Origin of the sequence: Parafrigoribacterium humi (assembly GCF_040227205.1) — a bacterium.
Taxonomy (GTDB): Bacteria; Actinomycetota; Actinomycetes; order Actinomycetales; family Microbacteriaceae; genus Parafrigoribacterium_A; species Parafrigoribacterium_A humi.
This window is the reverse complement of the sequence record NZ_JBELOA010000004.1, coordinates 97,340-109,618: the sequence shown is the minus strand read 5'-3', so window position 1 is coordinate 109,618 and position 12,279 is coordinate 97,340. Positions and strand designations below refer to the sequence as shown.

Annotated in this window: 12 protein-coding genes; 8 read left to right on the top strand and 4 right to left on the bottom strand. The window is 66.5% G+C overall.

Annotation, left to right across the window (positions count from 1 at the left end; genetic code table 11):
* Window positions 1-6 precede the first annotated feature (6 nt).
* Both idi and ABUA28_RS08815 read right to left on the bottom strand, forming a co-directional pair.
* Window positions 7-534: an isopentenyl-diphosphate Delta-isomerase gene (idi, locus tag ABUA28_RS08820; RefSeq protein ID WP_349903675.1), complete on the bottom strand. Its 528-nt coding sequence runs from the start codon at window positions 532-534 to the stop codon at window positions 7-9.
* A gap of 117 nt (window positions 535-651) precedes the next feature.
* Entirely contained in the window at window positions 652-1,473 is an 822-nt protein-coding gene (locus tag ABUA28_RS08815; RefSeq protein ID WP_349903674.1) for an isocitrate lyase/PEP mutase family protein, read from the bottom strand.
* Between the two features lie 147 nt (window positions 1,474-1,620).
* On the opposite strand from ABUA28_RS08815, the gene ABUA28_RS08810 reads away from it, so the two are divergent.
* A complete protein-coding gene (locus tag ABUA28_RS08810) occupies window positions 1,621-2,169 on the top strand; it encodes an acyl-CoA thioesterase (protein ID WP_349903673.1) in 549 nt (182 codons plus the stop codon).
* Window positions 2,170-2,181: 12 nt separating this feature from the next.
* On the opposite strand, the gene ABUA28_RS08805 is transcribed toward ABUA28_RS08810, so the two are convergent.
* Both ABUA28_RS08805 and ABUA28_RS08800 read right to left on the bottom strand, forming a co-directional pair.
* Window positions 2,182-3,543: an MFS transporter gene (locus ABUA28_RS08805; RefSeq protein ID WP_349903672.1), complete on the bottom strand. Its 1,362-nt coding sequence runs from the start codon at window positions 3,541-3,543 to the stop codon at window positions 2,182-2,184.
* A gap of 105 nt (window positions 3,544-3,648) precedes the next feature.
* Window positions 3,649-4,227 carry a hypothetical protein gene (locus ABUA28_RS08800; RefSeq protein WP_349903671.1) on the bottom strand — a complete coding sequence of 193 codons (579 nt, stop codon included), beginning with the start codon at window positions 4,225-4,227 and terminating at the stop codon, window positions 3,649-3,651.
* 248 nt (window positions 4,228-4,475) lie between these two features.
* Here ABUA28_RS08800 and dnaK point away from each other — a divergent pair, with 248 nt between their 5' ends.
* The 7 genes from dnaK (at window position 4,476) to ABUA28_RS08765 (ending at window position 12,230) form a co-directional block, all read left to right on the top strand.
* Complete coding sequence (dnaK, locus tag ABUA28_RS08795; RefSeq protein WP_349903670.1) at window positions 4,476-6,344, top strand: molecular chaperone DnaK; 1,869 nt, start codon at window positions 4,476-4,478, stop codon at window positions 6,342-6,344.
* 5 nt (window positions 6,345-6,349) lie between these two features.
* Window positions 6,350-6,937, top strand: coding sequence for a nucleotide exchange factor GrpE (locus tag ABUA28_RS08790; RefSeq protein WP_349903669.1), 588 nt, complete (start codon window positions 6,350-6,352; stop codon window positions 6,935-6,937).
* 6 nt (window positions 6,938-6,943) lie between these two features.
* Window positions 6,944-7,930, top strand: a complete 987-nt coding sequence (locus ABUA28_RS08785) for a DnaJ C-terminal domain-containing protein (RefSeq protein ID WP_349903668.1) — start codon at window positions 6,944-6,946, stop codon at window positions 7,928-7,930.
* Between the two features lie 10 nt (window positions 7,931-7,940).
* Window positions 7,941-8,381: a heat shock protein transcriptional repressor HspR gene (locus ABUA28_RS08780; protein WP_349903667.1), complete on the top strand. Its 441-nt coding sequence runs from the start codon at window positions 7,941-7,943 to the stop codon at window positions 8,379-8,381.
* A gap of 87 nt (window positions 8,382-8,468) precedes the next feature.
* Entirely contained in the window at window positions 8,469-9,848 is a 1,380-nt protein-coding gene (locus ABUA28_RS08775) for an LLM class flavin-dependent oxidoreductase (protein WP_349903666.1), read from the top strand.
* Between the two features lie 87 nt (window positions 9,849-9,935).
* The gene (locus tag ABUA28_RS08770) at window positions 9,936-11,147 is read left to right on the top strand and encodes a class I SAM-dependent methyltransferase (RefSeq protein ID WP_349903665.1); all 1,212 of its coding nucleotides are present in this window, start codon (window positions 9,936-9,938) and stop codon (window positions 11,145-11,147) included.
* A gap of 54 nt (window positions 11,148-11,201) precedes the next feature.
* Complete coding sequence (locus ABUA28_RS08765) at window positions 11,202-12,230, top strand: LacI family DNA-binding transcriptional regulator (protein ID WP_349903664.1); 1,029 nt, start codon at window positions 11,202-11,204, stop codon at window positions 12,228-12,230.
* Window positions 12,231-12,279: the final 49 nt, after the last annotated feature.

Below are 12,279 nucleotides of genomic sequence, written 5' to 3'. Positions count from 1 at the left end.
AAGCCGCTAGTTGCCGAAGACGCCCGAGGCGAGTTGCAGCACGAGCCACGGGCTGAAGGCGTAGGGCGCGGCTGCTGCAGCGGCTCGCAGTGACTCGGGGGCGACCCACCTCCACTCGGCGACCTCCGCGGGGTTCGCGTCCACGGCATCCGTCGTCACCGCACGGTACACCGGGCACACCTCGTTCTCGACGATTCCTGAGGCGTCCACGGCCCGGTAGCGGAAGTCCGGCAGCACGGGCTCTAGCGCGCCGAGCCCGATGCCGAGCTCGAACCGCGCGCGCCTGGCCACGGCATCCGCCATCGCCTCGCCCGGAGCCGGATGTCCGCAGAAGGAGTTCGTCCACACGCCGGGCCAGGTCAGCTTGCCGAGTGCGCGACGCGTCACGAGCACCTGCCCCGCTTCGTTGTAGACGTGGCAGGAGAACGCCAGGTGCAGGGCAGTGTCGGTGTTGTGCACGGCGATCTTGTCTGCCGTGCCGATCTCGTTGCCCCGTTGGTCGACGAGGACGACGAGCTCTGCGCTGCTGGTCATGGCCGTCCGTTGTTCAGGGAGAAGATTTCCGGCGGTCAGGCCGACGCCTCGTGCTGTGGGTGACCGCTCCACCAGCCTAACTTGCGCGGGAGTCTCGCCGCTCGACAGCTCACAACCTCAATAGTCGAAGCCGAGCTCCTGCGGGTAGTCGCCGAGTGCGGTGAGCTGTGCGGCCGTGCGCTGCAGGTGCGCGAGGGTGAGTCCGAGCGGCCTCCCGCCGAAGCTCACCCGTGAGACGCCGAGTTCCGCGAGGCGCTTCAGGGGCACGGATGTCGCCCCGGAGATTACAGACACCTTGCCGTCGATCTCCTCCAGCGCCCGCGTCACCTTCTCCTCCGTGTCGAGCCCGAGCACGAAGATCACGTCCGCGCCGGCACCGAGGTAGGAATTGGCGCGCTGCACCATGTCGTTCCACTCGCCCCCGCGCACGAGGGTGTCCACGCGCGCGTTGATCACGAGCGGAACCCCGACGGTGCGTGCGGTCTCGCGCACGGCGGCGACTCTCGCCGTCGCGATCTCGAGCGGGAACAACTGCCCAGCCGCTGCATCCACCGTGTCCTCGATGTTCAGTCCCGCGGCCCCCGTCGCGATGAGTCTCGCGATGTTGTGTTCGAGGGCCGCGACATCCCTCGCGTAGCCGCGCTCGAAGTCGACGGACACCGGGATGTCCACGGCGTGGGTGATGAGAGAGGCTGCGGCGAGCGCCTGGTCGAGACTGAGTCCCTCGCCGTCGGGCACGTCATGCGCGAACGAGATGGCATGGCTCGCGGTCGCGAGGGCCTTCACTCCGGGGACGGCGGCGACGGTGCGGGCCGTGATGGCATCCCACACGTTCGTCACGATGAGCGGCGTGCCCGGCACGTGAAGCGAGCGAAGCAGCTCGGCCCTGGCGGCGGTCTGCACGAGCTCGGAGGTCGATGAGATGGCTGAAGAGGACATACCTCAAGCATGCGCCGCCGACGTCGTTCGCGCGAGTGCGGGATGCCGTGGCCGACTCGCACAGTCGGCGCCCGCATTCGAGGCAACACCTTGTGCACTCCCCACAGCCGTATCGCTCGCGCGGGAGAGCGAGGTTAGCCTGTGCCGGTGAACATGTTCCTGCGCACCCTGTGGACACTGCTGCGCGCGCGGCGCCGGCCGAGGCTCGCAATGAGCGACGTGGGGCGACTGCCCATGCGCGTGCTCCCCAACGATCTCGACGTGCAGCGGCACGTCAACAACGGCGTGTACCTCTCCCTCATGGATCTCGGCCGGCTCGACCTCCTGGTCCGCACGAGTGCATGGCGGCGGATGCGCGCCCGCGGTGTCTACCCGGTGATCGCGAGCGAGACCATCAGCTTTCGCAAGTCATTGACGCTCTGGCAGCGCTACACGCTTGAAACCCGCATAGTCGGTTACGACGACCGTGCCGTGTACGTCGAGCAGCGCTTCGTCGTCGGTGGGGAGATCTACGCTCGTGCACATCTCCGCGGCCGCTTTCTCAAGGCAGGCGGCGGAGTGGTGAGCATCGCAGAACTCGCCGAGGTGCTCGGGATGCCCGTGACCGAGCTCGCGAGACCGGAGTGGGTCGACCGCTGGGCCCAGGACGTGGCGCTCCCGTCGACGCGCGCCGAAGCTCCCAGCACCTGGGAGTGAGTGCGGCAGGACTCAGGACATGACGTCGGGCCGCGACTTCACCGGCAGCAGCAGAAGCAGGCCCACGAGTAGCACGAGCGCGATGCCGAGAACGCCCCACACCTGCGCACCGAACGCGGTGACGAAGATCGCGAATGCCGTCGGTGCCAGGAACGTTGCCGCCTTCCCAGTCGTCGCGTAGAGCCCGAACATCTCGCCCTGGCGCTCCGCCGGAACGATCCGGGAGAGGAAGCTGCGGCTTGCCGACTGGGCCGGCCCGACGAACAGGCACATGATCAGTCCGAAGATCCAGAAGATGGCCGCCCCGCCGTCGTGGAAGAGGAGGATCGCGATCGCGGCGATCACCGTGCCCGCGAGTGCCGTGACCATCACCGGCTTGGGACCGACCCGATCGTCGAGGCGACCGACGAGGAGGGTGGAGAGTCCGGCCACGATGTTCGCGGCGATCGCGAAGACGATCACGTCACCGCTGGAGAAGCCGAAGGTGCCCGCGGCGAGCACCCCGCCGAAGGTGAACACTCCGGTCAGGCCGTCGCGGAAGATCGCGCTCGCGATGAGGAAGCCGAGCGTCGGCCGGTTGGTGCGCCACAGCTTCGCGATGTCGTGCCCGAGGATGGCGTAGGAGCGGAAGAAGCCCACCCTCAGTTTTTTCTGCGGAGGCACCGAGAACTCCGGCACCTTGAACAGGAGCGGCAGAGCGAAGAGCCCGAACCAGGCCGCGGCGAGCACCATCGACACCCGCACCGAGAGGCCGTTCTCGCTCGTCACGCTGAACAGTCCGACCTCCGGGTGGATGAAGCCGAAGTAGAGGATGAGCAGCAGCACGATGCCACCGAAATAGCCCATGGACCATCCGAAGCCGCTGATCTTGCCGATCGTCTTCGTGCTCGCCACCTGGTGCAGCATCGCGTTGTAGTTGACCCCGGCGAACTCGAAGAACACGGTGCCGGCGGCGATGAGGAACAGCCCGAGCCAGAGCAACTCGGCCCGCGGCTCGACGAAGAACAGCAGCGCGCTGAACAACACGACGATGTAGGTGTTGACGCCGAGCCAGAGCTTGCGCCTGCCCGAGCCATCCGAGCGCTGGCCGGTCACGGGCGCGAAGAGGGCGATGACGAGGCCCGCGCCACCGATCCACCAGCCGAGCTGCGCGGACACGTAGTCCGTACCGCCGAACGCCGGGGTGCTCGTGAGATAGACGGTGAAGACGAAGGTCGTGATGACCGCGTTGAAGGATGCCGAGCCCCAGTCCCACAGGGCCCACGAGAAGATCCGCGAACGGCTGGTCTTCCTGTCGACGAGCCCGCCGCCCGTGGCGACCTGGCCCGTCGTGCCTGCGACCCCGTTGTCGCTCGGCTGAACTGTTTCAGTCATGGACTCAGGCTAGTGGGCTGGCCTGCTTCGACACGCGCAATGAAGGCCGGTCCACAGCGCGGACCGGCCTTCATTGTCGGGTAAATCTAGTGAGATCGCTCCGATCTACAGTGCGAGGTGCGCGCCGAGCGAGATGTTGCAGGCGGTGGCGATCACCAGGTACATGAGCCACAGTCCGGTGAGGATGTGGAACAGCCCGAGGCCACGCTCACCGATCTTCATACCGATCGAGGCAAAGAAGTCGCAGAAGTACACGAGTGCCAGGCCGATGAAGAGGAGCCCGACGGGCCAGTCGCCGACCGCGAAGAACACGACGGCGCCCACGACGGACAGGATGAAGAACGCGACGCACATGCCCGCGTTCGGGCGGCCGTCGTGCTGGTGCAGCCGGTTGTAGCCGATTGCGAACCAGTGGATGCCATACGCGGAGAACGCGAGAGCCGCCATGTACAGCGGGGCATCCTTGAATACCTGGAACCACGTCAGTCCGACGAACAGGATGATGCCTGTGACGAACTGACAGAAGCCGGGCAACCAGATGCCCCAGACTCCCATGGAGCCGTCAACGCGTTGGTCGCGTTTAGGCCAGCCGAACAGTTCCGCCGGGCCGTAGATCAGATAGCCGGTGCCCAGGCCGAAGAACCCGAGCGCGAGTGGAACAAACGGTGAAATTGCGAATGTCATTTTCCATCTCCTAAAGACACGTCGTCGTGTCTTTGTCGCAACTTACTCCGCAGAAATCGAGCGAGGCAAGAGTTTCGGCCGAGTCGTACGCCGTGTCGCAGGTCCGTGTTTGAGACTTGAGTCGCCTAGACTCAAGATTTGCTGAATCAACTTGACATTGACAAGGGCATTCGTAAACTTGAGTAGGTGAGGCTCAAGTCTCGCGTCAGACTTGTCACATTCGCATCGATATAAGGAGAAAAGAGCGCATGGCTCGAGCAGTAGGAATCGACCTCGGAACCACCAACTCCGTGGTCTCGGTACTCGAAGGTGGAGAACCCACCGTAATCGCAAACGCTGAAGGTTTCCGCACCACGCCATCCGTCGTGGCCTTCACCAAGGACAACGACGTGCTGGTGGGCGAGACCGCCAAGCGCCAGGCCGTCACGAACGTCGACCGCACCATCGCATCCGTCAAGCGCCACATGGGCACGGACTGGACGACGACCATCGACGGCAAGAAGTACACGCCGCAGGAGATCTCGGCCCGCATCCTCGCCAAGCTCAAGCGCGATGCGGAGTCCTACCTCGGCGACACCGTGACGGACGCGGTCATCACCGTTCCCGCCTACTTCAACGACTCCGAACGCCAGGCCACCAAGGAGGCCGGCGAGATCGCGGGCCTCAACGTGCTGCGCATCATCAACGAGCCGACCGCCGCAGCTCTCGCCTACGGGCTCGACAAGGGCAAGGAAGACGAGCTCATCCTGGTCTTCGACCTCGGTGGCGGAACCTTCGACGTCTCCCTGCTCGAGGTGGGCAAGGACGACGACTTCTCCACTATCCAGGTGCGCGCGACCGCCGGCGACAACCGGCTCGGTGGCGACGACTGGGACGAGCGCGTGGTCGACTACCTGGTCAAGCGCTTCAAGGATTCCACCGGCGTCGACGTGTCCAAGGACAAGATCGCCAAGCAGCGCCTCAAGGAGGCTGCGGAGCAGGCGAAGAAAGAACTGTCGTCGTCCACCAGCACGAGCATCCAGCTGCCCTACCTCTCGCTCACCGAGAACGGCCCGGCGAACCTCGACGAGACGCTCACCCGCGCCAAGTTCGAAGAGCTCACCGCTGACCTGCTTAAGCGCACCGAGAAGCCGTTCCACGACGTCATCAAGGAGGCCGGAGTCAAGGTCGCCGATGTGGCCCATGTCGTGCTGGTCGGCGGTTCGACCCGCATGCCGGCCGTCGTCGAACTGGTCAAGAAGCTCACGGGCGGCAAGGACCCGAACAAGGGCGTGAACCCGGATGAGGTCGTCGCCGTCGGCGCTGCCCTCCAGGCCGGCGTGCTGAAGGGCGAGCGCAAGGACGTTCTGCTCATCGACGTGACCCCGCTCTCCCTCGGCATCGAGACCAAGGGTGGCATCATGACCAAGCTCATCGAGCGCAACACCGCCATCCCGACCAAGCGCAGCGAGACGTTCACCACCGCGGACGACAACCAGCCGTCCGTGGCGATCCAGGTGTTCCAGGGCGAGCGCGAGTTCACCCGCGATAACAAGCCGCTCGGCACCTTCGAGCTCACCGGCATCGCGCCGGCGCCCCGCGGCATCCCGCAGGTCGAGGTCACCTTCGACATCGACGCGAACGGCATCGTGCACGTCTCGGCGAAGGACAAGGGCACCGGCAAGGAGCAGTCGATGACGATCACCGGCGGCTCGTCGCTGCCGAAGGAAGACATCGAGCGCATGGTGCGCGAGGGCGAGGAGCACGCCGCGGAGGACAAGAAGCGCCGCGAGGAGGCCGAGACCCGCAACACCGCGGAGCAGCTCGCCTACCAGACCGAGAAGCTCATCAAGGACAACGAAGACAAGCTGCCGGACGACGTGAAGAGCGACGTGCAGGCGGATGTCGACGCCCTGAAGAGCGCGCTCGCGGGCGAGGACGCGGATGCCGTGAAGACGGCCTTCGAGAAGCTCAGCGAAAGCCAGCAGAAGCTCGGCGAAGCGATCTACGCTAACCAGGGCGGCGAGGATGCGGGCGCGGAGGCACCCGCGGACGAAACCGCAGAGGAAGCATCGACCGACGACGAGGACATCGTCGACGCCGAAGTGGTGGACGACGAGCCAGACGACAAGAAATAAGGGCAATGACTGACAAGAAGAAGCCGGAAGACTTCGACCCCGAGTCGGGAGCGGACGCTCCCGGCTCGGGGAGCCCCGTCGAGGGCGAGGAGATCATCGAGGCCGAGGGACCGGATATCGAGACCTCGCTCACGGATGCCGACCTCGAGTTCCTGAAGAACGGAGTGGAGCCCGACCTCGCCGCGGAGCGGCTGGCCGATCTCCAGCGTCTCCAGGCGGAGTATGTCAACTATCGCAAACGCGTCGAGCGCGACCGCGAGGCCAATCGCGAGTTCGTGGTCGCCGAGGTGATCGGCGGCCTGTTCCCGGCGCTCGACGACCTCAGGCTCGCCGAGATCCATGGTGATCTCGAGGAGGGGCCGATGTCGATCATCGCGCAGAAGCTGCGCGCGGGGCTTGAGAAGTTCGGCCTCACCGTCGTGGGCGAGAAGGGCGAAGAGTTCGACCCGCACATCCACGAGGCGCTCATGCAGCTGCCGAGCCCGGACGTCACGACCCAGGTCGTGGCGGACGTGATCCAGCCCGGATACAAGCTGGGCGACCGACTTCTGCGCGCGGCGAAGGTCGCTGTGTCCGTGCCCGCGGAGAAGTAGCCGCTCGTGGCAAGCCAGGATTGGTTCGACAAGGACTTCTACAAGGTGCTGGGCGTGCCGAAAGACATTTCGGCTGCCGACCTGAAGAAGAGTTACCGCAAGCTCGCGCGCAAGTACCACCCGGACTCCAATCCGGGGGATGCGGCTGCGGAGGCGAAGTTCAAGGAGATCAGCGAAGCACACGCGGTGCTCTCCGACCCCGAACAGCGCAAAGAGTACGACCAGATGCGTGCCATGGGCGCAGGGGCACCGCGCTTCACCGCGGGCGGCGGCGGCCAGGCCGGCGGCTTCGAAGACATCTTCGGCGGCATGTTCGGCCAGGGCAACCAGCGCACGACGCGCTCGGCGGGCGGCTTCGAGGACATCTTCGGCGGCATGTTCGGCGGGGGCAACTTCGGGCAGCCGGGCGGAGGTTTCCGTGGGCAGGGCGGGCCGACCAAGGGCCGCGACATCACGGCGACGACCTCGCTCGATTTCATCACGGCCATCCGCGGCGAGACCGTGAAGCTGCAGGCCGCCGGCGGAAAGCCGATCAGCGTGAAGATCCCGGCCGGTGTGAGCGACGGGCAGAAGATCCGGCTGCGGGGCAAGGGCGAGGCGAGTATCGATGGTGGCCCCGCGGGCGACCTGACGCTCACGGTGTCCGTGCACAAGCATCCGGTGTTCGAGCGCGACGGACTGAACCTGCGGGTGGATGTTCCGGTCACCTTCGTCGAGGCGACGCTCGGAGCGACGATCGAGGTTCCGACCCTCGGCGGTGACCCCGTGAAACTACGCGTGACCCCGGGGACCCCGAGCGGCCGCGTGCTGCGGGTCAAGGGTCGTGGCGTCACGACGAGCAAGGCGACGGGTGACCTGCTCGCGACCGTGCAGGTCGCGGTGCCGGGGCACCTCACGGCGGATGCGAAAAAGCACCTGGAGGCATTCGCGAAAGCAATGCCGACGGAGAACCCGCGCACCGAACTGCTGGCAAAGGCCCGCGGCCAGGGATGAACGGCGAGCCATGAACGACGAGCTGAGTGCGGATGCGCCCCTGTTTGCGATCGCGGTCGCCGCAGATCTCGCCGCCATGCACCCGCAGACCCTGAGGCAGTACGACCGGCTCGGCCTGGTGTCCCCGAAGCGCACGGCGGGACAGTCGCGCCGGTATTCGATGCGCGACGTGCTGCAACTGCGGGAGGTCGCTCGGCTGAGCGCGGAGGGCGTGAGCCTCGAGGGCATCCGTCGCATCCTGCAACTCGAGAATCGCGTGAGCGAACTGACCGATCGCGTGCATGAACTCGAGGCGGCCCTCGCGGACGAGCTCCTGCAGCGCCCGGGATCCCGGGTGTTCGCGGCAGGCTCTGCGGGCGACGTGATCTCGCTCAGGGCCGGAACGAGAGCACAGCGCTCCAACCAGCTCGTGGTGTGGCGCCCGCGCGGCTGGCCCTGGCACCAGGGCTGAGCTCGCCCGAGCCGCGGCACACGTCTTATGTGACCTCGTGTTTCGTGCCGAGATGACGTCTCGGCGGCGCCGAGGCACCATTGCACCATGCCCAGACAGATTCGCTTCAACGCCTTCGACATGAACTGCGTCGCCCACCAGTCCGCCGGAATGTGGCGTCATCCCGACGACCAGGCGTGGCGCTACAAAGACCTCAGCTACTGGACCGAGCTCGCCAAGCTGCTCGAGCGCGGCAAGTTCGACGGCATCTTCATTGCGGATGTGCTCGGCACCTATGACGTGTACGGCGGCAACAACGAGGCCGCGATACGTCACGGTGCGCAGGTTCCCGTCGGAGACCCGCTCCTTGTGATCCCCGCCATGGCCTACGTCACCGAGAACCTCGGCTTCGGCGTGACAGCGGGAACGGCGTACGAACACCCGTATCCCTTCGCACGTCGCATGTCGACGCTCGACCACCTCACGAACGGCCGCATCGGCTGGAACGTCGTCACCGGCTACCTGCCGTCTGCCGCGCGCAACATGGGTCACGACGACCAGATGGAGCACGACGACCGCTACGACTACGCCGACGAGTACCTCGAGGTGCTCTACAAGCTGTGGGAGGGGTCCTGGGAAGACGACGCTGTCGAGCGCAACCGCGAGACCGGCGTCTTCACCGACCCGAAGAAGGTGCACGAGATCGGGCACAAGGGCAAGAACTTCACCGTGCCCGGCATCCACATCTCCGAGCCGTCGCCGCAGCGTTCTCCCGTGATCTACCAGGCCGGGGCGTCACCCCGCGGCATCGAGTTCGCGGCGGGCAACGCCGAGGCGATCTTCGTGGCCAACTCCACCAAGTCCGGGCTCAAGGCCACGGTCAAGAAGATCCGGGATGCCCTCGAGGCCGCCGGGCGCGACCGCTATTCCGCGAAGATCTACACCCTGCTCACGATCATCACCGACTCCACCGAGGAGAAGGCGCGCGCCAAGTACGAGGACTACCTCAAGTACGCGAGCCCCGAGGGTGCGCTCGTGTTCATGTCGGGCTGGATGGGCGTCGACCTGTCGACCTATGACCTCGACGAGCCGATCGGCAACGTCAAGAGCAACGCCATCCAGTCCGCTGTCGCGAACGTGCAGAGGGGTGGCGAAGACGGCAAGCAGTGGACGGTGCGCGACATCGCCATCCAGGGTGCCATCGGCGGCCTCGGCCCGTTCATCATCGGCAGCGGCGAGCAGATCGCCGACCAGCTGCAGGAGTGGGTGGAGGAGACGGATGTCGACGGCTTCAACCTCGCATACGCCATCACCCCCGGTACCTTCGAGGACATCGTCGAGTTCGTGATCCCCGTGCTGCAGGCGCGCGGCGCGTACCAGACCGAGTACACCGAGGGCACGCTGCGCAACAAGCTGCACGGCAAGGGGGACCGCCTGCCCGAGGAGCACAAGGGTGCCCAGTACCGCGTGGGCGCGCTGGAGCTATAAGGATCGCGCCAGCGATCCTGCGACGCCAGCGCCGAGCGAGCCTGCGAGCGAGGTAGCACTTGTCAGGCACCCACTACCGTTGCTTGGGTGACCTCCTTTTCGTTCGACGCGCTTGGGCGCTGGCCGGATGTCGAGGCCGACAACCTGTTCGCCGCGGATGCCGCGGATCGGTTGATCCTGGATGAGGCCGCCGCGGCGGTGAAGGCGAGCGCGCCCGGCGAGGTCGCGGTGGTCGGCGACAGTTACGGTGCACTCACGCTCGGTGCGGCCGCCCTGCACGGTGCCGCGGACATTCGGGTGCACCAGGACGCCCTCTCGGGAGAGCTGGCCCTCGCGCACAATGCCGAAGGGTTCGGGCTCGGCGAGAGCTTCCAGACGATGCCGCTGGGCGCGGAGCTGCTGGGGGGTGCGCATGTGGTTCTGCTGCGCCTGCCGCGCAGCCTCGATGCGCTCGACGAGATCGCCGGACTCATTGCCGAGCACGCCGCCGCCGATGTAACCATCTATGCCGGTGGCATGATCAAGCATCTCGCACTCGCCATGAACGAGGTGCTCGCGCGGTACTTCGTTGAGGTGCACCCGGGCCTCGCTCGGCAGAAGGCGCGGGTGTTGACGGTGCGCGATACGACGGCTCCTTCAACCGACTTCGCAGGCCCAGTCGGCGCTGGCGTCGCGGGATCGCTGGCGCGGTCCTCACAGCTCCAGCGCACTACTCGACCCGCCCAGGTGTGGCCACAGCGGGAGTTCCACGCGGATCTCGGCCTGTGGGTGTGCGCCCACGGCGGTGCCTTCGCCGGGACGCGCGTCGACATCGGCACCCGTTTTCTGCTCGGTGTTCTGCACGAGGCGAAGCCGGATGCCGCATCCGCCATCGACCTCGGCTGCGGTACAGGGGTGCTCGCCTCCGCGCTCGCGATGGCGCGGCCGGGCATCTCGGTGACCGCAACAGACCAGTCGGCCGCGGCGGTGGCATCCGCCCGGGCGACGACGGAGGCCAACGGCGTCGCCGACCGGGTGCGCGTCGTGCGCGATGACGGGCTTGCCAGTCAGCCGGATGCCTCCGCGGAGCTGATCCTGCTCAACCCGCCATTTCACGTCGGCAGCACGGTCCACGCCGGGATTGCACCCAGGCTCTTCACCGACGCGGCCAGGGTGCTGGCCCCGGGCGGCGAGCTCTGGACGGTGTTCAACTCGCACCTCGGCTATCGGCCGGCGCTCACCCGCATCGTCGGACCAACCCGCCAGGTCGCGCGCAATGCGAAGTTCACGATCACGGTCTCCACTCGAAACCAGCGATGATCGATCGACTTCGACCGTATCCTTGGTGTGCTGTCCGTCGAGAAGGAGCGCCCGGTGATTGATCCTCTGCATCGCGTGACGATCGACGATGTCGCGAGCCGCGCGGGAGTGCACAAGGCGACCGTATCCCGCGCGCTCAACGCTCGCACCCGTCACCAGGTGAACGCGGAGACCGCCGCCCGCGTCGCGGAGGCCGCGGCGGCGCTCGGCTACGTGCCGAACGCGATGGCGCGGGGCCTGCGCACGAGCAATTCGATGACGATCGGCGTCATCATCCCGGATCTCACGAACCCGTTCTTTCCGCCCATCGTGAGGGGAATCGAGAACTTCCTCCAACCGCGCGGCTACACGGCCCTGCTCGCGAACACCGATGACTCGGAGGTGATCGAGCGGGCCTCCCTCGACTCCCTGCTGGGCCGTCGGGTCGACGGGTTGGTCGTCGCGTCGGGGTCGCTGTACAGCTCTGCGTTGACCGACGCGCACGAGGCGGGCGTCTTTGCCGTCATGCTCAACCGGGATGCCGGTGGCCTTCCTTACCCCCTCGTCACCGGCAACGACGCCACGGGCATCGCGGCCGCGGTCACGCACCTCGCGGAGCTCGGTCATCGACGGATCCTGCACATCGCGGGCCCCGCGGACTTCTCCACCAGTGGCACTCGCGCCGATGCGTTCAGGGCGGCGTGCAGTTCCACCAAGGGTGTCTCGGGAACGGTCGTCGAAGCAGCGGCGCTCTCGGTCGAGGCGGGCAACCAGACGATGGACAGGGTGCTCACCGAGAGACGCGCTCGCCCAACGGCGGTCATTGCCGGCAACGACCTCGTCGCGCTCGGAGTGCTGAGAAGCCTGCGCTCGCACGGCCTGAGCTGCCCGAATGATGTGTCGGTCGTCGGATTCAATGACATCGAATTCGCCCAGGACTCGAACCCGCCGCTGACGACCGTGCACGTGCCGATGCTGGAGATGGGAACCGAGGCCGCGCGCATCCTGCTCGAGGCGATCGAGAACAGGGTGCAGGAACCGGTCACGGTTCGCCTGCCTGTTTCGCTCATCGTGCGCGGCTCGACGGGGCCAGCGCCAGCCTGAGCGCACGCGCACCAAATAGAAGAATTTGTACATCTAGACTGAACGGTTC

Coding starts and splice junctions, on each gene's coding strand:
- idi (WP_349903675.1), bottom strand. CDS start 534: ATGACCAGCAGCGCAGAGCTCGTCGTCCTCGTCGACCAACGGGGCAAC.
- ABUA28_RS08815 (WP_349903674.1), bottom strand. CDS start 1,473: ATGTCCTCTTCAGCCATCTCATCGACCTCCGAGCTCGTGCAGACCGCC.
- ABUA28_RS08805 (WP_349903672.1), bottom strand. CDS start 3,543: ATGACTGAAACAGTTCAGCCGAGCGACAACGGGGTCGCAGGCACGACG.
- ABUA28_RS08800 (WP_349903671.1), bottom strand. CDS start 4,227: ATGACATTCGCAATTTCACCGTTTGTTCCACTCGCGCTCGGGTTCTTC.
- dnaK (WP_349903670.1), top strand. CDS start 4,476: ATGGCTCGAGCAGTAGGAATCGACCTCGGAACCACCAACTCCGTGGTC.
- ABUA28_RS08790 (WP_349903669.1), top strand. CDS start 6,350: ATGACTGACAAGAAGAAGCCGGAAGACTTCGACCCCGAGTCGGGAGCG.
- ABUA28_RS08780 (WP_349903667.1), top strand. CDS start 7,941: ATGAACGACGAGCTGAGTGCGGATGCGCCCCTGTTTGCGATCGCGGTC.
- ABUA28_RS08775 (WP_349903666.1), top strand. CDS start 8,469: ATGCCCAGACAGATTCGCTTCAACGCCTTCGACATGAACTGCGTCGCC.